This window comes from Paenibacillus hunanensis (assembly GCF_034055775.1).
In the GTDB taxonomy this organism is placed as follows: Bacteria; Bacillota; Bacilli; order Paenibacillales; family Paenibacillaceae; genus Saccharibacillus; species Saccharibacillus hunanensis.
In genome coordinates this window covers 3,557,046-3,576,216 of sequence record NZ_CP139194.1, presented here as the reverse complement: position 1 = coordinate 3,576,216, position 19,171 = coordinate 3,557,046, and the positions used below count along the sequence as shown (strand labels likewise).

Below are 19,171 nucleotides of genomic sequence, written 5' to 3'. Positions count from 1 at the left end.
CATTCTGATTTCAGGCAGAGGTGCTTTTCGTATGAGAAGTTTTGCCGAAAGTTGACGTTTGCGGAGGCACACAAAAAACCAAATCTAGGAGGAACACACACATGGCAGTTATTTCCATGAAACAGCTTCTCGAAGCTGGCGTACATTTCGGTCACCAGACTCGTCGTTGGAACCCGAAAATGGATCGTTACATCTTTACTGAAAGAAACGGTATCTACATCATCGACCTGCAAAAAACGGTTAAAAAAGTTGACGAAGCTTACAACTTTGTAAAATCCGTAGCAGCAGACGGCGGTACTGTACTGTTTGTTGGTACTAAAAAGCAAGCTCAAGATTCCGTTAAGGAAGAAGCTGAGCGCGCTGGTCAATTCTACATCAACCAACGTTGGTTGGGTGGTACACTGACTAACTTCGAAACTATCCAAAAACGTATCAATCGTCTGAAAGAGCTGGAAAAATGGGAAGAAGACGGTACTTTCGAAGTACTGCCTAAAAAAGAAGTTATCCTGCTCCGCAAAGAGAAAGATCGTCTGGAAAAATTCCTCGGCGGTATCAAAAACATGAAAGGTTTGCCTAGCGCCCTGTTCATCATCGACCCTCGTAAAGAGCGTATCGCTGTTGCAGAAGCTCGCAAACTGGGTATCCCAATCGTAGGTATCGTTGATACAAACTGCGATCCAGATGAAATCGACTACGTTATTCCAGGTAACGACGACGCGATCCGCGCTGTTAAACTGTTGACTGGTAAAATGGCTGATGCAGTGATCGAAGCTAACCAAGGCGAGCAAACAACTGCCTAATTGCTAATCACGTATCGATAAGAAATTCACGTTATGCAAAATAAAAGGGTGGCTGGCAGGTGTAAAACCTTTCACTGCCCTTTTTTTAAGGTGTCGGGAATTTTATTTCCTGATGAAATATGGTAAGCTTCTACTGGATGTGCATCATGGTTTGCATCATTAGAAAGAAGCTACAATACTTGCAGAACGGTTGATTGGCATTGCCTGAACCAATTTAGTATGCAAGGTACTTATATTCTATTCTCAACTATATGGAGGTTACACTAATGGCAGTTAACGCAAGCGCAGTAAAAGAGCTTCGTGAAAAAACAGGCGCAGGTATGCTGGATTGCAAAAAAGCGCTGGAAGAAACAAACGGCGACATCGCAAAAGCGATTGACGTTCTTCGTGAAAAAGGTCTGTCCGCAGCAGCAAACAAAGCTGGCCGCGCAGCAACTGAAGGTACAGTTGAATCCTACATCCACGCTGGTGGTCGTATCGGCGTACTGGTAGAAATCAACTGTGAAACTGACTTCGTTGGTAAAACAGATCAGTTCAAAGACTTCGCACGCGATATCGCTATGCAAATCGCAGCAGCTAGCCCACTTTACGTTCGTCGTGAAGAAGTTCCAGCTGAAGCAATCGAGAAAGAAAAAGAAATCCTGAAAGCTCAAGCGCTGAACGAAGGCAAGCCTGAGAAAATTGTTGAGAAAATGGTTGAAGGCCGCATCAACAAGTACTACGAAGAGTACTGCCTGCTAGAGCAATCTTTCGTTAAAGATCCAGACAAAACAATCAGCCAACTGCTGAACGAAAAAATCAGCACAATCGGTGAAAACATCTCGATCCGTCGTTTCGCTCGTTTCGAGCTGGGCGAAGGTCTGGAGAAAAAAGAAGATAACTTTGTTGAAGAAGTTATGGCACAGGTTAAACGCTAATCTTCAATCATTGAAGATAACCATACCGGATCACAATTCGGGAATACAAACAAGGGAGGGGACACAGACTGTGTTCCTTCTTTTGTAAAATCCTATAGAAAAGTCGCTCCGGCTAACATAACTAAATTCACAAAGTGGAGGGTATGCATTTTGAATAAGCCTGTATTTAAAAGAGTGGTCCTGAAGGTCAGTGGTGAGTCGTTATCGGGAACAACGGGATATGGTATCGAATCTGATATGATCTCGTCGATCGCCGAGCAAATCAAGGAAGTTGTCGAGCTGGGTGTAGAAGTTGCAGTCGTATGTGGCGGCGGGAATATCTGGCGCGGGATTGCAGGCAGCCAGAACGGGATCGACCGTGCAACGGCTGACTATATGGGCATGCTGGCTACAGTGATGAACTCACTGGCACTACAGGATGCGCTGGAGCAGATCGAAGTTCCTACGCGTGTACAGACTTCCATCGCAATGCAGCAGATTGCCGAGCCTTACATTCGTCGTAGAGCGATTCGTCACCTGGAAAAGGGACGTGTTGTCATTTTCGCGGCAGGTACGGGTAATCCATTCTTCTCCACAGATACAACAGCAGCACTGCGTGCAGCTGAGATCGAAGCAGAAGTTATTTTGATGGCGAAAAACAAAGTTGATGGTGTGTACTCGGCAGATCCGTTCAAGGACCCGACTGCACAAAAATTCGAGCAACTCACCTACATGGAGGTGCTGAATCAGAATCTGGGCGTTATGGATTCGACAGCTTCCTCACTGTGTATGGATAACAATATTCCTTTGATTGTCTTCGCTATTACAGAGCAAGGCAATATCAAACGCGTTGTACTGGGTGAAAAAATCGGAACTATCGTTAAAGGGAGTGTAGATTAATGCCACAAGGGATCAAGAAAAGCGCAGAAGAACGCATGGAGAAAGCAATCCAGGCGCTGGGCCGTGACCTTGCAACATTGCGTGCAGGCCGTGCAACTCCATCCATTCTGGATCGTGTACAGGTGGAATACTACGGTGCGATGACACCGGTAAACCAGCTGGCTAACATTAGCACACCAGACCCACGCACACTGCTCATTCAGCCATGGGACAAAACGTCACTGAGCGATATCGAGCGTGCGATCATGAAGTCGGATCTCGGCTTGACACCTGCGAATGATGGTAACATTATCCGCCTGTCAATTCCGGCACTGACTGAAGAGCGTCGTACAGAGCTGGTGAAGCTGACGAAGAAGTTCGGTGAAGAATCAAAAGTAGCGATTCGTAACATTCGCCGTGATGCGAATGATGATATTAAAAAGCTTGAAAAAACAGATATCTCTGAAGATGAGTCACATGGTCATCAGGAGGATGTACAGAAGCTGACGGACCGATTCATCAAGGAAGTCGACAATGTACTTGCTGCGAAAGAAAAAGAGATCATGGAAGTGTAAGAGACTGGCGACCCCTCCAACCTGGTGGGGTTTGTCTCTTTTCACACCGTATGGAGGAAAAGCAATGTTCAAGCGTGTTGTTCGCTCGTGGTTGGATAAAGATGAACAGGGTCAATCCAGCGAGCTGTCGCCGGATAATATTCCACAGCATATTGCCGTTATTATGGACGGAAATGGACGCTGGGCAAAAAACTTCGGCATGCCACGTGTGATCGGGCATCAAAACGGGATGAAAGCAGTCAAGCGTGCAACAATTGCAGCTGATGAGCTTGGGGTCAAGTATTTGACAATGTATGCTTTCTCCACAGAAAACTGGAAGCGTCCAAAGGATGAGGTTGAGTTTTTGATGAAGCTGCCTGCTGAATTTGTGGCAACCGAGCTGGATGAACTGGTAGAGCGAAATGTACAGGTTCGCCTGATGGGTGATAAAAGTATACTGCCTGCTTATACGCTGGAGCCGCTTGAAAAAGCTATCCGCGATACGAAACACAACACCGGACTGGTACTCACCTTTGCGCTAAACTATGGTAGTCGGATTGAAATTACCGAAGGTGTGAAGAAAATGGTGCAGGCTGTACAGGAAGGTTCGATATCCGTAGATGAGATCACGCCAGATACATTTGGCGAGGTGCTGCAATCATCCGGTTTGCCTGATCCCGATCTATTGATCCGCACAAGTGGAGAGCTTAGACTCAGTAATTTTATGCTATGGCAGCTGGCATATAGTGAGCTCTGGTTTACACCGATCTATTGGCCGGAATTTAGCAAGGAGCATATGATTGAAGCAGTAGCGGAGTATCAGCGCAGAATACGCAGATATGGCGGCTTATAAGCCGTAATCCCGGTGAGCGGGCCGCCCATGTTGTTTCGGATGGAGGATAAATTGTGAAAGAGCGGATAATCACGGGGCTTTTAGCCGCAATCTTATATCTGGGATTTTGTCTGGCTGGAGGGTATGCGTATCAAGCCTTTCTCCTGGCGATGGCACTGGTCGGATATTATGAGTTTGTAACGATGACAAAGGCGGCTCCATTTGGAGCACCGGCGGTGATCGGTTACATTAGTGTCGCATATATGCTTTTTCCCTGGACACTAATGGATCTGACACCGCCATTGTCCGTTGACCATATGATATGGGTCGTTATGCTGCTTCTGCTATCCGTAACCGTCATCTCCAAAAATCGCCTGGATATTAAGCTGATGGCTATGCTGTTCATCGGGGCGTTTTATGTGGGGATGGGCTTTACCTACATCGCGGATACGAGGCAGGCGCCGGATGGACACGGCTTGTTCTGGACATTTATGCTATTATGCTCGATCTGGGCGAGTGATATTGGAGCGTATTTTACAGGGAAAACGCTTGGCAGAAACAAGCTCTGGCCTTCGATCAGTCCAAATAAGACGATAGAAGGAGCAATCGGTGGAATCTTTTTTGCAATGGTGGCAGCGGTTGTGTTCTCACTTGTGTCGCCAACGCTTCTTCCACTCTGGAATGCTCTTCTTATCGGTCTGGCAGCGGCTGTAGTCGGACAGATGGGTGATCTAATTCAATCTGCATATAAGCGCATCTATAACATCAAGGATTCGGGCAAGCTGTTACCAGGGCATGGCGGGATATTGGATCGCTGTGATAGCTGGCTGATGGTATTCCCATTTGTGCACATCCTGATGCTGATGCCATTTCAATAAATAGAACAGGTACATTACTGGAATCGACGATGGAGGCCATCATGAAAAAGATTGCAATTCTGGGTTCGACTGGCTCGATTGGTACACAAACACTGGATGTCGTACGTGCGCATCCCGAGCAATTTGCTGTGGAGGGTATTGCAGCAGGCAGCAATATTGATCTGGTCACCGAGCAAGCGCTGGAATTTCGTCCACGTCTTGTGTCGGTTGCAACTCGCGAGCTGGCTGAGCAGCTTCGGTCCCGATTGCCACAGGAGATCGCCGTTCATTATGGAGATGAGGGTCTGATCGAAGTAGCTGCGGGTACGGAGGCCGATACGGTCGTTACCGCAGTAATGGGGAGCATGGGTTTGCCTTCGACACTGGCAGCGATTGATGCTGGCAAAACGATCGGTCTTGCGAACAAAGAAACACTGGTAACCGCAGGTCATATTGTAACCGAGCGTGCGCGTCAGAAGGGTGTCGCCTTGCTGCCGATTGATAGCGAGCACTCTGCACTCTTTCAATCGCTGAATGGTGAGCCACGTGAGCGCATTGCTGAGTTAACCTTAACGGCTTCTGGCGGCTCGTTCCGTGATCGTACACGCGAGCAGCTACGCGATGTTACCGTAGCGGATGCACTCAAGCATCCCAACTGGTCAATGGGTGCCAAAATCACAATTGATTCGGCAACGATGGCGAATAAAGGGCTGGAAGTGATCGAGGCACACTGGCTGTTTGATATGCCGTATAATCGTATTTCGGTTGTATTGCACCCGGAGAGTATTATTCATTCCTATGTAGAATTCGTGGATACGAGTATTATCGCTCAGCTCGGCAATCCAGATATGCGAGTGCCGATTCAATATGCACTCACGTATCCAGATCGTCAGCCTTCTCCTTCTACGCGCTTGTCGCTGGCGAAAATTGGACAGCTGACGTTCCGCGAAATGGACGAGCAACGCTTCCCATGTCTGCGAATGGCTTTTGAGAGCGGACGTTTTGGCGGAACCGCGCCAACGGTATTCAATGCAGCGAATGAAATCGCTGTTGCTCGTTTCTTAAAGGGTGAGATTTCATTTCTAACGATTGAGGATATTATTGCGGATGCATTGGAGCAGCATGAGACGATTGCAGCACCAGATCTAGAGACGATTCATGAGGTGGATCGTTTGACCAGAGCGCGTGCAGCGAAGGCTTTTGCCTGATTCCACACGGTCTTCCAAGCGGCAGAAGGAGTGCTAGAATGAGATATGGAAAAAATTTCATTCTACTGTACTGCCGCTGCTTGTAACCGGACTTACAAAAGTGATAATCTAAGAACGTACAGACTATCCGGTCTTACAGACTTCGGTCGCAAGCATATGAAGGAGGATTTGGCAATTTGGAGACAATTCAAGTAATAATCATGACGGTACTCATGTTTTTCGTCATTGTCACGGTGCATGAATGGGGACATTATTTCTTTGCCAAACGTGCCGGGGTACTTGTACGCGAATTCGCAATCGGGTTTGGACCCAAGCTGTTTTCATATAAAAAGGATGAGACGGTATTCACATTACGGCTGTTGCCATTTGGTGGTTATGCGCGTATGGCAGGTGAAGACCCAGAGCTAGCAGATATTCAGCCGGGTCAGACCATCGCTGTACGTACAGCCGGTGATCAGGTCAAATCGATCTTTGTGGATCAGCTGGATAACCGTCGTAATGTCATTCGCGGTGAAGTGCAGTCGATCGATCTGGTGGATGATCTGCGCATCGTAATGGATGTAGATGGCGAGGTGCAGACCTTCGCTGTACACCCACAGGCCATGATGACCGTCAAAGGTCAGGAGATTCAGATCGCACCGCGCAACCGTCATTTTAACAGTGCATCGGTTGGACAACGTGCGTTATCGATTTTCGCTGGGCCTGCGATGAACTTTATTCTCGCATTCGTGCTGTGTATCATCTTCGTACGAATGACAGGTGTTCCAGTCGATAATCCACAGGGCGTTGTGCTTGGACAGGTAACTGAAGCGTCTGCTGGACAGGTTGCTGGCTTGCAAAAGGGCGATATCGTTGAAGAAATTAATGGTGTTCGCATCGGTGGCGACTCGGCTAAAATGATCGGTATGATCGAGCAATCTCCAGGCAAAGCGATGGAGTGGAAGATTGAGCGTAACGGTCAACAGGAAACGATCAATGTCACACCAAAAGCTGACCCGAAGAGCAATAATGTCGGTAAGGTGGGTGTCTCCGTATCTCCGCAAACACGTCCAGCTGGCTTTACGGAAACGTTCACGCAGGCAGGGCAGCAGTTTGTCGATATGAGCACAGCGATTCTAAGCGGACTGAAAAAGCTGATCTTTGGTCAGTTCCAGATCAATGATCTGGCTGGGCCGGTCGGAACTGTAGATATGACCGCGCAGGTCGCTCGTCAAGGATTGGCAAGCATGATTTTATGGACAGCATTGATCAGTACGAACCTGGGGATTTTCAATCTGTTGCCGATTCCAGCACTGGATGGTAGTCGATTGATCTTCATTTTCGTTGAATGGATTCGCCGTAAGCCGATCGAGCCAAGCAAGGAAGGTCTGGTGCATGTCATTGGCTTTGCGATGCTATTCCTGCTGATGATTGCAGTCACGTATAACGATATTTTGCGTTTGATTAAAGGCTAATGAACAGATAAACAGGCAGCCAGGCACAACGTGCAGCAGCATGAGCGTTGTGCCTGGCTGTTGTTTGCCTGTATTTCTATTGTTCTTTTACGGAACATCTTCAAAAAAAATAATGAATCATGCTACAATAGATGAACAAACAGGAATATCTACATGCGAATGCAAGATGTCCTGATCAGCTGCAAAAATAGAGGCACCGTGTAGATGATAGCGGTCGCCCATTTTAATTACGGGTCACTTACGGGAGGATATCCACTTTTATGTCGAACGAAAAGCAGGACAAACAATTTGTAACCGAAATTACACCACAGAGCGAGGACTTCTCACGCTGGTACATTGACGTGATCAAAAAAGCGGATCTGATGGACTATTCGCCAGTACGCGGCTGTATCGTATTCCGTCCAGATGGCTATGAAATTTGGGAGCATATTCAGCGTGATCTGGATCGTCGTTTCAAAGAAACCGGTCACCGCAATGCGTATTTCCCACTCTTTATTCCAGAAAGCTTCTTTGAAAAAGAAAAGGAGCACGTCGAAGGCTTCAATCCTGAGCTACCATGGGTAACAGAAGCTGGTGGCGATCCGCTGGAAGAGCGTTTGGCGATCCGTCCAACCTCGGAAACGATGTTTGGTCATATGTATTCCAAATGGATTCAATCCTACCGCGATTTGCCAGTTCTGATCAATCAGTGGGCAAACGTTGTACGTTGGGAAAAGCGTACATTGCCATTCCTGCGTACGAGTGAATTCCTGTGGCAGGAAGGTCATACGGCACACGAAACAGCAGAAGACGCAATGGAAGAAACGATGCGTATGCTGGATGTATACACTGAATTTGTTGAGGAATTCCTGGCGATTCCAGTAATTAAGGGTCAAAAGAGCCCATCTGAGAAATTTGCTGGAGCAAAAGCTACATATTCCATCGAGGCGATGATGAAGGATGGACGCGCTGTACAAGCAGGTACTTCTCACTATATGGGAACTAACTTTGCTGAGGCGTTCGACATTCAATTCCTGAGCCGCGACAATACACAGGAATATGCACATACAACATCCTGGGGTGTAAGTACTCGTCTGATCGGTTCACTCATTATGGTACACGGTGATGACCGCGGATTGGCACTGCCACCAAAGGTAGCACCAAAGCAAGTTATGATCATTCCAATCGGCCCACCAAAAACACGCGATATGGTCGTTGGACGTGCAGATGAGCTGTTTGCTGAACTGAAAAAAGCAGGCGTTCGCGTCGGTATTGATGATCGTGCGGATGTTCGTCCAGGCTGGAAGTTCAACGAATACGAAATGCGCGGTATTCCAGTTCGTCTGGAAGTTGGACCACGTGATATCGAAAACGGCGTTTGCGTACTCGTTTCCCGTATTACAGGGGAGAAGAAACAGGTACCACTGGACAACATCGTAGAAGAAGTTCAAACGATGCTGGATCAAGTACAGCAGGAAATGTACAACCGTGCACTATCGTTCCGCGAGGAGAACATGCATGTTGTCGATACGCTGGATGAAATGAAAGCGATCATGGAAGAGAAGCGTGGCTTCTTTATTGCAGGCTGGGATGGTACAGATGAAACGGAGCGTCTTGTTAAAGAAGAGACAGGTGCAACGATTCGTAATATTCCATTCAAGCTCGATGTGCAAAAAGAAACATGTCTCGTAACAGGTCAGCCAGCGAAGCATACGGTTGTATTTGCACGAGCGTATTAATAATGTGATCAAAGCCTGATTGAGCGATTTGAATCTGGCTATACAAGCAAGCAGAACTCAAGCAGGCAAGCTTCCGTCAAACGGAGTGGACGTGATGTCCGGCACCGAATGGTCAGGAGGCTTGCCGCTTTTTTGAAGGGGGACCTCATGAGCGCAAGCGGAGAAAGAAGACAACGTTTTGAGCTGCTGATGAAACAGGCTGAAGTGCCTGCCAGTCTGATGGAGCCCTATTTTGCGGATGGAGCGATCGAGCAAGTGGAGGTCAGCCGCACGAATAAGGAATGGAAACTGATCATTGCCAAGGAGACACTGGTACCCTCGGTAACCTATCGGACCTTTTGTCGGCATATTCAGGACAAGATGGCACATATCGCGAAAATACGGTTTCGTTTTCACTATAGCGAGTCGGTTGATCCGGTACAGATTATTGAGGAATACTGGTCGCTGTTTCTGGAGTGGGTACAGCGCGAGATTCCATCGGTCAATGGCTGGATGACACGGGCGAAGTTTGCTCTGGCAGGCGATGTGCTTACACTCACGATGAGTGATAATATGGCGCTGGAGCTAGCGAAGAAGAAGCAGATCGATCAGGCGATCGTCAAATTTTACGACGATTATTTTAATATAGCACTACGTATCAAAATCGAAGTAGGCGAAAGCTCCTCCGAGGATGTACAGGCGTTTCATGAAAAACGGCGCCAGGAGGAATTGCAGGAGATTGAACGGATCATGACCAGCATGGAATCTGAGCTGGAGGAAGAAGTGGACGAGGATGGCGAGCCAGTTCGTCTACAGGTCGGTTATGAGATTAAGGAGCCTGCTGTACCATTGCAGGAGCTTCAGGATGAAGAGAAGAAGATTATCGTTCAAGGTACGATCTTCGGTCTCGATAGCAAGGAGCTACGTAATGGCAGCACCCTGTTCACGTTCTTTATTACAGACTTTACCGATTCGTTGCAAATGAAGATGTTTGCGAAGACGAAGGACGATTTGAAAATTATGAGCCTGCTTGCTAATGGCAAATGGGTGAAAGCGCGTGGACGTGTTGAGTATGACCGTTTTATGCAAATTCCAGAGCTGGCAATGATTCCGTCCGATCTGTCAGAAATCAAAGCTCCACCAGGACGCAAGGACGATGCTGCTGAAAAGCGTGTCGAATTCCATCTGCATACGACTATGAGCACGATGGATGCGGTAACGACGATTGATAAATATGTAAAAACGGCTGCCGATTGGGGACATCCTGCGATTGCAGTGACAGACCATGGCGGTGTGCAATGTTACCCTGAGGCTGCTAAAGCAGCGAAAAAGCATGGTGTGAAGCTAATCTACGGTCTGGAAGCCAATGTCGTGAACGACTCGACCGAGATTGTACTGAATCCACAACCACTAGAATTGAAAACAGCGACTTACATCGTATTCGATATTGAGACGACAGGTTTGTCGATTACACAAAATAAAATTATCGAGATTGCAGCGGTGAAAATGCAGGATGGCAAGGAAATTGATCGCTATGCCACCTTTGTTGATCCCCATGAGCGCATTCCATACAATATCCAGCAATTGACCAATATTACCGATGAAATGGTACGCGGTGCACCGGAGATTGATGGGGTTATTCGTGAATTTGTACAATTTGCTGGAGACGATATACTGGTTGCGCACAATGCGCGTTTTGATATTGGTTTTATCCAGGCAACATTAAAAAATCACGATCTGCCTGAGATGACGAATCCGGTTCTCGATACGCTCGAGCTGGCTCGTTTACTCTATCCAACGCTGAAAAATCACCGTCTGAATACACTGGCTGCCAAGTATAAAGTGGCACTGGAAAGTCATCACCGTGCGATTGACGATACGATTGCACTGGGTGGTATTCTGTTTGGCTTACTCAAAGATGCAGAGCAGGAGCGACGCTTGACTCGTTTGGATCGACTGAATGATTTTGTCGGTCAGGATCTATCTAATGCGCGTCCATTCCATTGCACCGTATATGCACTGAATGAGCAGGGCAAGAAAAATCTGTTCAAGCTTGTATCGCTGTCGCATACTGAATATTTCAAGCGTGTACCGCGTATACCGAAGTCCGTTCTGACACAGTATCGTGAAGGCTTGATTGTGATGTCAGGCTGTGAGAAGGGCGAGTTTTTCGAAACGGTATTAAATAAGACGCTGGAAGAAGCCGAAGAGGTTGCACAGTTTTACGATGTACTGGAAATTCAGCCACTGACGATGTATATGCATCTGGTCGATAAAGGGCTGGTCGGTACACCACGTGAACTGGAGATTGCGGTGCAAAAGATCGTTGATCTGGGTGTGAAGCTGGATAAGCCTGTAGTAGCAACGGGCAATGTGCATTATCTGGAGCCACGAGAGAAAATTTTCCGTGATATTACGATTAACGGGATTACCGGCTTTAGTCCGCTTAAAGATCAGCGTAAGCCAGATGCCCATTTCCGTACGACCAATGAAATGCTCGATGAGTTTAAGTTCCTTGGTGAGGAAAAAGCCTACGAGGTTGTAGTGACGAATACGCAGGCACTGGCAGAGCGCTTCGAGGTATATCCACTGTTCCCGGATAAGCTGTTCACGCCGAATCTGGAAGGTGCAGATGAGGAGATTCGTAACACCTGCTATGCGACAGCACGCTCGATCTACGGTGAGGAATTGCCTGAGGTTGTAGTCGCTCGTCTGGAAAAGGAATTGGAGCCTATTATTAAATACGGTTTCTCCGCCAACTATCTCATTTCGGAGAAGCTCGTTAAAAAGTCCAATGAAGACGGCTATCTGGTCGGTTCACGGGGCTCGGTCGGCTCATCGATCGTTGCGACCTTCCTCGGCATTTCCGAGGTTAATCCGCTGCCTGCCCATTATATCTGCGTGAATTCGGAATGCAGACATAGCGAATGGTTTCTGGATGGTAGCGTACCGAGTGGATTCGACTTGCCAGAGAAGGAATGTCCGAACTGTGGCGGTCGTCTCAAGGGTGAAGGACAGGATATTCCGTTTGAGACGTTCCTTGGCTTTAAGGGCGATAAAGTTCCCGATATCGACTTGAACTTTTCCGGTGATTATCAGCCGATTGCCCATAACTATACGAAGATCCTATTTGGTGAGAAAAACGTATTCCGTGCGGGTACCATCGGTACGGTTGCAGAGAAAACCGCCTATGGCTTTGCCAAGAAATATGAAGAGCTGCACCAAAAGAAATGGCGCGGTGCCGAGCTCAGTCGCCTTGCTGCTGGGTGTACTGGCGTAAAGCGTAGCACTGGACAGCATCCCGGCGGTATCGTCGTTGTGCCTGACTACATTGATGTAGAGGATGTTACACCTGTACAATATCCGGCTGATGATACAAGCGCTGAGTGGAAAACGACGCATTTTGACTATCACGCCTTTGAAGCGAATCTGCTCAAGCTCGATATTCTCGGTCATGATGATCCGACGATGATGCGGATGCTACAGGATTTGACTGGGGTCGATCCAACAACGATTCCGATGAACGATCCGAAAGTTATGAGCATGTTTAACTCGACTGAAGCGCTGGGCATTTCACCGCATCAGCTGCGCAGTCCAGTTGCCACATATGGAGTACCGGAGATGGGGACAAAGTTCGTACGTCAGATGCTGGTGGAATCACAGCCGACAAGCTTTGCCGATTTGCTGCAAATCTCCGGTCTATCCCATGGTACTGGCGTATGGCTCGGTAATGCACAGGAATTGATCAAAAACGGCACCTGCTCGATCAAAACAGTTATCGGCTGTCGTGACGATATTATGCTATTCCTGATCTACAAAGCGGGTATGGATGCAAGTCTGGCTTTTAAAATTACGGAGAGTGTGCGTAAAGGTAAAGGTCTGACAACAGAATGGATCGATGAGATGAAGCGCTGCAAGGTGCCACAATGGTACATTGATTCCTGTCTCAAAATCCAGTATATGTTCCCGAAGGCGCACGCATCGGCTTACGTTATCTCCGCTGTGCGTACAGCCTACTTTAAGCTGTATCATCCGATTGAATATTATGCGACCTACTTTACGGTTCGTGCAGAGGACTTTGATATTGATCTATGCTGTCAGGGCTATGAAGCGATCTATCGCAAAATCGAAGAGATCGAGCAGCTCGGCTTCCAGGCATCACCGAAGGAAAAGGCAATGCTGTCCATTCTCGAAATGGCACTGGAAATGACAGCACGAGGTTTCACATTCAAGCCGCTCGATCTGTATCGTTCGCATGCAACCTCCTTTACAGTCGATGGCAAAAGTCTTATTCCACCGTTCTCTGCCGTACAGGGGATTGGTGATAATGCGGCTCGCAATATCGCTGCTTCTCGTGAGCATGGCGAGTTCCTATCGATTGAGGATTTCCAGCAGAAATCCAAAGCAAGTAAGACGATTGTGGAGCTGATGACGCAGATGGGTTGCTTCCGCGGTCTGCCAGAAAGTAACCAGTTGTCACTGTTTTAAACAGGGGCGTTATGGGCAAGTAGTCAAGGCGAATTACTTGTCACCACTAAGGGATTATGGTATAATTCCAAGGAGTGAGAAAAGAAATAACGATCCGGTGAAGAGTGGGGAAACCCACTCTTTACTGTTTGGTATGAGGCTGCTAGCCGCCTATTCACATGAATTGCACTGCACAAGATCGAACCGAGCGCATTAAGTCTGGTTCGATTTTCTTTAAGCTGGGCATTATAATCATGATGGGCGAGGCGGCTTACAGCCAACACGGATACTACGTTGATGGAGGGTTGGATTGTTTGAGCACACCGAAGATTAAAGCGACCGTCGAGGAAATGGTACAGCCATTTGTGGAGGAGCATGGATTTGAGCTGGTCGATGTGGAATACGTAAAAGAAGGCAAGAACTGGTTTCTCCGCGTATTCGTAGATAAAGAAGGCGGCATTGATATCGATGATTGTGGCCGGGTGAGTGAATATCTGAGCGAACAGCTGGATAAGCACGATCCAATCAAGGACCCTTATTTTTTGGAAGTGTCCTCTCCGGGAGCCGAGCGTCCGCTTAAAAAAGAAGCTGATGTACAAAAGGCAGTCGGCAAAGATGTATTTGTCACGACTTACGAGCCTGTAGATGGAACAAAGGAATTTGAGGGACGGTTGCTTTCATTTGATGAAGGTCAGCTGTTGATTGAAGCGGGTAAGAAACGCTATGCGGTTCCATATGACAAAGTGGCCAGCGCCAGACTGGCAATCATTTTTTAAACGGTGGTTTTTTGAAAGGGGGATCTTGAGAGCTATGAGTATGGATTTTATCGAGGCAATGAACGAGCTGGAACGTGAGAAGGGGATTAGCAAGGACGTGCTATTTGAGGCGATCGAAGCGGCCCTGATTTCCAGCTATAAGCGTAACTTCAACACGGCGCAAAATGTACGTGTAGACATGAACCGCAATACCGGTGCAATCAAAGTATTTGCCCGCAAGATGATTGTTGAGGAAGTATTGGATGAGCGTACCGAAATTTCGCTTACCGATGCACGTGACAACATCAATCCGCATTTCCAGCTGGAAGATGTGGCTGAGATTGAAGTAACACCGCGCGACTTCGGTCGTATCGCTGCTCAGACAGCGAAGCAGGTCGTTACACAGCGTATTCGTGAAGCAGAGCGCGGTCTGATCTACAATGCGTTTATCGATAAAGAGGAAGACATCGTTACTGGTATCGTACAGCGCCAGGATACACGTAATATTTTCGTGGATCTGGGTAAAGTGGAAGCGGTACTGCCGCTGACTGAGCTGATGCCAAACGAAAAATTCACGATGAACGAGCGCATTAAGGCGTACATTACCAAAGTGGAAAACACAACCAAAGGGCCACAAATCGTGCTTTCCCGCACGCATCCAGGTCTGCTCAAGCGTCTGTTTGAGCTGGAAGTGCCAGAGATCTTTGACGGTGTTGTTGAGATTCGTTCGGTTGCACGCGAAGCGGGCTTCCGTTCCAAAATTGCCGTTTACTCCCGCAATCCAGAAGTGGATCCGGTTGGCTCCTGCGTAGGTCCACGCGGTCTGCGTGTACAGACCATCGTAGGTGAGCTGCGCGGTGAGAAAATCGATATCGTGCGTTATTCCGAAAGTGTTGAGGAATACGTGGCTAATGCACTGAGCCCATCCAAGGTGCTAGAAGTGCAAGTGTTTGAAGAGGAAAAAATGGCGCGTGTGATCGTGCCGGATTACCAGCTGTCGCTTGCAATTGGTATCAAAGGTCAAAATGCCCGTCTGGCAGCGAAGCTGACTGGATGGAAAATCGATATTAAGAGTGAGACACAGGCAGAGGAAGAATTTGGACGTCCGAGAGAAACGGGCGAAGAAATGCATCAGGATTCCGTATCGGTCGACTAAGCCTTCCCGTTTTCTGCCTGACTGGATGCTTCGGTTTATTTTTCCAACGCCTGCTCTGCCTGTTCATTCATGGTAGAGTGGCATGGGATGAATAGCTTTACCGGACGTCCATATGTATGAAAGGGGTTGGTTATCAAATGAAGACAAAAAAGATACCGCTGCGCAAGTGTGTTGCTTGCCAGCAAATGATGCCGAAGAAAAGCCTGGTTCGAATCGTGCGTACGCCGGATGAGAACGTTGAGATTGATTTGACCGGTAAAAAGTCGGGCCGGGGAGCTTATGTATGTGCAACACAGTCTTGCTTCCAATTGGCACAGAAAAGCCGCGCTTTTGATCGCGCGCTCAAAGTGTCGGTAAGCGCGGACATTTACGAACGCCTTGCCAGCGAATTGGGCAGTGTGGAACACCAATTAAGTTCAGTGCAGGAGAGAGACGCTAATGAATAACGAACTATCCCTACTCGGACTTGCCATGCGTGCCGGAAAAGTATTGTCCGGGGATGAGTTGGTGCTCAAGGCCATCCGTTCCCGCGAAGCTGCGCTCGTCATTCTGGCTGGTGATGCTTCCGCCAATACGCAGAAAAAATTTCGCGATAAGTGCAGTAGTTATCAAATTCCTCTGCTGATCGGTTATGACCGTGATCAGCTGGGTGCCAGCATAGGAAAGGAAGGTCGCGTGATTATTGCGCTGACCGATCAAGGGTTCGCAGGGCTTCTCCGTAAACGAATAGGGGATTCGTCGGAGGTGGAATATATTGAGTACACAGGAGCAGAAGGATAAACGGAGAGTTTACGAGTATGCCAAATCTCTCAATATGAGTAGTAAGGAAATCATTACGATCTTGAAAAAACTGGATGTGCCGGTCAACAATCACATGAGCGTCATGGAAGATGGCGCTGTTGCAAAAGTGGAACAATTTTTCAACAATATTAAATCGAGCGCTGCCGATAAGCAGGATGGCACGGTCAAAGCTGCGGAATCGACGCAGGAAAAAAATAGACAGGAAAAGCAGGTAGGTATGGATATAAAAACTCAGAACAACTCAAACAACGGGAATAACAGATCCCAAAGCGGTTCTAGCAACCGCTCTAACTCGTCGTCTAGTCAAAATGGTAACCGTAGTGGACAGGGCTCCACTTCACAGGGTAACCGTAGCAACAACTCTCAGGGCGGTAACCGTCAGCCAAGCGCTGCATCCCGTCCACAAACAGGCTCATCCCAAAATCGTCAGCCATCCGGCTCCGTAAGAACATCCCAGGGTGGAGATTCCTCCGGTGCTAATCGCGGCGGCGGTAACAGCAGTCGTGGTGGTAACAGTGGCGGCGGTGGCAACCGTGGCAACAGCAACAATCGCGGCGGTGGCGGTGGTAACCGCTTTGACAATAACCGTGGTGGTGGCGGTAATCGCAACAACCGTGGTAAAGGTCGCGGCGGCAAAAACTTCAACAACAACCAGCCTCCACGTGAGAAAATCGACAACACACCGAAAAAGATCATCGTTCGCGGTGAGATGACGGTTGGCGAAACAGCCAAATTGCTGCATAAGGATGCTTCCGAAGTTATCAAGAAGCTGATCAGCAGTGGTGTAATGGCGACAATCAACCAGGAGCTTGATCTGGAAACGATTCAACTGATCGCTGATGACTATGGCGTTGAAGTCGAAATCAAAATCCCAGTTGAAGACGATCGTTTTGAAACGGTTGAAGAAACCGATGATGAAGCAGATCTGAAAGCACGTCCACCAGTTGTAACCATCATGGGTCACGTCGATCATGGTAAAACAACATTGCTGGATGCGATTCGTTCCGCTAACGTAACTGGCGGCGAAGCCGGCGGTATCACGCAGCACATCGGTGCATATCAAGTAGAGATCAACAAAAAGAAAATTACATTCCTGGATACACCGGGTCACGAAGCGTTTACAGCGATGCGTGCTCGTGGTGCACAGGTAACCGATATTACGATTATCGTAGTTGCAGCAGATGACGGCGTTATGCCACAAACGGTAGAGGCAATCAACCATGCGAAAGCAGCAGGTCTGCCAATTATCGTTGCTGTCAACAAAATCGATAAGCCGGGTGCGAATCCGGATAAAGTAAAACAAGAGCTGACCGAGTATGAACTCGTACCGGAAGAGTGGGGCGGCGACACGATCTTTGTTAACGTATCTGCGAAACAACAGATCGGTCTGGAAGATCTGCTCGAAATGATTCTGCTCGTAGCGGAAGTAAACGACTATAAAGCAAACCCTGACAAGCGCGCTCGTGGTGCGGTTATCGAGGCTGAGCTGGATAAAGGTCGCGGTCCGGTAGCTCGTATTCTGGTACAACACGGTACACTCAAAGTCGGCGATGCATTTGTTGCCGGTAACTGTTTCGGACGTATCCGTGCAATGGTAAATGATAAAGGACGTCGTCTCAAAGAAGCTGGACCTTCCACTCCTGTTGAAATCACAGGTTTGACTGAGGTTCCACAGGCGGGCGATCCATTTATGGTATTTGAAGACGAGCGTAAAGCACGTTCGATCGCTGACAAGCGTGCAATCACACAGCGTCAGTCTGATCTGGGTGCAAACACTCGTGTTACGCTGGATGATCTGTTCCAGCACATTAAAGACGGCGAAATTAAAGACCTGAACGTCATCATCAAAGGCGATGTACAGGGTTCGGTCGAAGCTCTCAAAGGCTCGCTCGAAAAAATCGAGGTGGAAGGCGTACGCGTCAAAATCATCCACCGCGGCGTAGGTGCGATCAACGAATCGGATATTATCCTCGCAGCTGCATCCAACGCGATCATTATTGGTTTCAACGTTCGTCCAGACGTTCAAGCGAAGCAAACTGCTGAGCAAGAGCAAGTGGATATTCGTCTGCACCGCGTTATTTATAACGCAATCGAGGAAATCGAGCAGGCGATGAAAGGGATGCTGGACCCAGAATACAAAGAAGTTGTTATTGGACATGCGGAAGTTCGCAATACGTTCAAAATCAGCCGCGTAGGTACAATTGCAGGCTGTATGGTAACTTCCGGTAAGATCACGCGTTCTGCTGAAGCACGCTTGATCCGTGACGGTATCGTTATTTTCGAAGGTAAAATCGACTCCCTCAAACGCTTTAAAGATGATGCCAAAGAAGTTGCACAAGGCTACGAGTGCGGTATCACGCTGGACGGTTACAATGATATGAAGGAAAACGATGTAATCGAAGCCTTCATCATGGAAGCTGTAGAGCGCAAATAACGAGGTGAAAAACAATGGCTAAGATTAGAACAGGACGTGTAGGCGAACAGATCAAAAAAGAACTGAGCCTGCTCATCCAAAACGAATTGAAAGATCCACGCATCGGTTTCGTTACAGTTACCGGCGTGGATGTAACCAATGACCTGTCACAAGCTGAGGTATACCTCAGCGTGCTAGGTGACGAAGAACAAAAAACAGGTTCACTCAAAGGAATTGAAAAAGCATCTGGATTCCTGCGCTCCGAGCTCGGCAAGCGCATCCGGTTGCGTCATACGCCTGAACTGCTGTTCAAGATTGACGAGTCGATTGCTTACGGCAATCGGATCGATCAGTTGATCAATCAGATTCATCGCGAAGATTCCGATAAAGACGAGTAAGCCT

At 48.0% G+C, this 19,171-nt stretch carries 16 protein-coding genes; all 16 read left to right on the top strand.

Features of this window, described 5'->3' with window-relative positions:
• Window positions 1–101: 101 nt before the first annotated feature.
• Window positions 102–800, top strand: a complete 699-nt coding sequence (gene rpsB / locus SK066_RS14410) for a 30S ribosomal protein S2 (protein WP_188776683.1) — start codon at window positions 102–104, stop codon at window positions 798–800.
• Between the two features lie 266 nt (window positions 801–1,066).
• Window positions 1,067–1,717 carry a translation elongation factor Ts gene (gene tsf / locus SK066_RS14405; protein WP_188776684.1) on the top strand — a complete coding sequence of 217 codons (651 nt, stop codon included), beginning with the start codon at window positions 1,067–1,069 and terminating at the stop codon, window positions 1,715–1,717.
• A 150-nt stretch (window positions 1,718–1,867) separates the two neighbouring features.
• Window positions 1,868–2,596: a UMP kinase gene (pyrH, locus tag SK066_RS14400; protein WP_188776685.1), complete on the top strand. Its 729-nt coding sequence runs from the start codon at window positions 1,868–1,870 to the stop codon at window positions 2,594–2,596.
• Window positions 2,596–3,150 (top strand): ribosome recycling factor, encoded by a 555-nt coding sequence (frr, locus tag SK066_RS14395; RefSeq protein WP_188776686.1) that lies wholly within the window; start codon window positions 2,596–2,598, stop codon window positions 3,148–3,150. Before pyrH ends, frr begins: the two co-directional genes overlap by 1 nt.
• 64 nt (window positions 3,151–3,214) lie before the next feature.
• A complete protein-coding gene (locus tag SK066_RS14390; RefSeq protein WP_188776687.1) occupies window positions 3,215–3,982 on the top strand; it encodes an undecaprenyl pyrophosphate synthase in 768 nt (255 codons plus the stop codon).
• Window positions 3,983–4,035: 53 nt separating this feature from the next.
• Window positions 4,036–4,839 carry a phosphatidate cytidylyltransferase gene (locus SK066_RS14385; protein WP_320542019.1) on the top strand — a complete coding sequence of 268 codons (804 nt, stop codon included), beginning with the start codon at window positions 4,036–4,038 and terminating at the stop codon, window positions 4,837–4,839.
• Window positions 4,840–4,880: 41 nt separating this feature from the next.
• Window positions 4,881–6,026 (top strand): 1-deoxy-D-xylulose-5-phosphate reductoisomerase, encoded by a 1,146-nt coding sequence (locus SK066_RS14380; protein WP_320542018.1) that lies wholly within the window; start codon window positions 4,881–4,883, stop codon window positions 6,024–6,026.
• A gap of 176 nt (window positions 6,027–6,202) precedes the next feature.
• Window positions 6,203–7,480: an RIP metalloprotease RseP gene (gene rseP / locus SK066_RS14375; RefSeq protein ID WP_320542017.1), complete on the top strand. Its 1,278-nt coding sequence runs from the start codon at window positions 6,203–6,205 to the stop codon at window positions 7,478–7,480.
• 260 nt (window positions 7,481–7,740) lie between these two features.
• On the top strand, window positions 7,741–9,198 hold the full coding sequence (proS, locus tag SK066_RS14370) for a proline--tRNA ligase (RefSeq protein ID WP_250343383.1): 1,458 nt from the start codon (window positions 7,741–7,743) through the stop codon (window positions 9,196–9,198).
• A 147-nt stretch (window positions 9,199–9,345) separates the two neighbouring features.
• On the top strand, window positions 9,346–13,665 hold the full coding sequence (locus tag SK066_RS14365; RefSeq protein ID WP_320542016.1) for a PolC-type DNA polymerase III: 4,320 nt from the start codon (window positions 9,346–9,348) through the stop codon (window positions 13,663–13,665).
• Window positions 13,666–13,958: 293 nt separating this feature from the next.
• A complete protein-coding gene (rimP, locus tag SK066_RS14360) occupies window positions 13,959–14,420 on the top strand; it encodes a ribosome maturation factor RimP (RefSeq protein ID WP_320542015.1) in 462 nt (153 codons plus the stop codon).
• Window positions 14,421–14,454: 34 nt separating this feature from the next.
• Window positions 14,455–15,555, top strand: a complete 1,101-nt coding sequence (nusA, locus tag SK066_RS14355) for a transcription termination factor NusA (RefSeq protein WP_188776694.1) — start codon at window positions 14,455–14,457, stop codon at window positions 15,553–15,555.
• 137 nt (window positions 15,556–15,692) lie between these two features.
• A complete protein-coding gene (gene rnpM, locus SK066_RS14350; RefSeq protein ID WP_188776695.1) occupies window positions 15,693–16,001 on the top strand; it encodes an RNase P modulator RnpM in 309 nt (102 codons plus the stop codon).
• Window positions 15,994–16,335: a YlxQ family RNA-binding protein gene (locus SK066_RS14345; protein ID WP_188776696.1), complete on the top strand. Its 342-nt coding sequence runs from the start codon at window positions 15,994–15,996 to the stop codon at window positions 16,333–16,335. The genes rnpM and SK066_RS14345 overlap by 8 nt, the downstream gene beginning before the upstream one ends.
• Window positions 16,310–18,790, top strand: a complete 2,481-nt coding sequence (infB, locus tag SK066_RS14340; protein ID WP_188776697.1) for a translation initiation factor IF-2 — start codon at window positions 16,310–16,312, stop codon at window positions 18,788–18,790. The genes SK066_RS14345 and infB overlap by 26 nt, the downstream gene beginning before the upstream one ends.
• Window positions 18,791–18,804: 14 nt before the next feature.
• Window positions 18,805–19,167, top strand: coding sequence for a 30S ribosome-binding factor RbfA (gene rbfA / locus SK066_RS14335; protein ID WP_188776698.1), 363 nt, complete (start codon window positions 18,805–18,807; stop codon window positions 19,165–19,167).
• The last annotated feature ends 4 nt before the right edge of the window (window positions 19,168–19,171 follow it).

Bases quoted from the DNA above. Each gene is read 5' to 3' on its own strand.
- SK066_RS14345 (WP_188776696.1), top strand. From the start codon at position 15,994: ATGAATAACGAACTATCCCTACTCGGACTTGCCATGCGTGCCGGAAAA.
- rpsB (WP_188776683.1), top strand. From the start codon at position 102: ATGGCAGTTATTTCCATGAAACAGCTTCTCGAAGCTGGCGTACATTTC.
- tsf (WP_188776684.1), top strand. From the start codon at position 1,067: ATGGCAGTTAACGCAAGCGCAGTAAAAGAGCTTCGTGAAAAAACAGGC.
- frr (WP_188776686.1), top strand. From the start codon at position 2,596: ATGCCACAAGGGATCAAGAAAAGCGCAGAAGAACGCATGGAGAAAGCA.
- SK066_RS14390 (WP_188776687.1), top strand. From the start codon at position 3,215: ATGTTCAAGCGTGTTGTTCGCTCGTGGTTGGATAAAGATGAACAGGGT.
- SK066_RS14365 (WP_320542016.1), top strand. From the start codon at position 9,346: ATGAGCGCAAGCGGAGAAAGAAGACAACGTTTTGAGCTGCTGATGAAA.
- nusA (WP_188776694.1), top strand. From the start codon at position 14,455: ATGAGTATGGATTTTATCGAGGCAATGAACGAGCTGGAACGTGAGAAG.
- rbfA (WP_188776698.1), top strand. From the start codon at position 18,805: ATGGCTAAGATTAGAACAGGACGTGTAGGCGAACAGATCAAAAAAGAA.
- proS (WP_250343383.1), top strand. From the start codon at position 7,741: ATGTCGAACGAAAAGCAGGACAAACAATTTGTAACCGAAATTACACCA.
- rnpM (WP_188776695.1), top strand. From the start codon at position 15,693: ATGAAGACAAAAAAGATACCGCTGCGCAAGTGTGTTGCTTGCCAGCAA.
- SK066_RS14380 (WP_320542018.1), top strand. From the start codon at position 4,881: ATGAAAAAGATTGCAATTCTGGGTTCGACTGGCTCGATTGGTACACAA.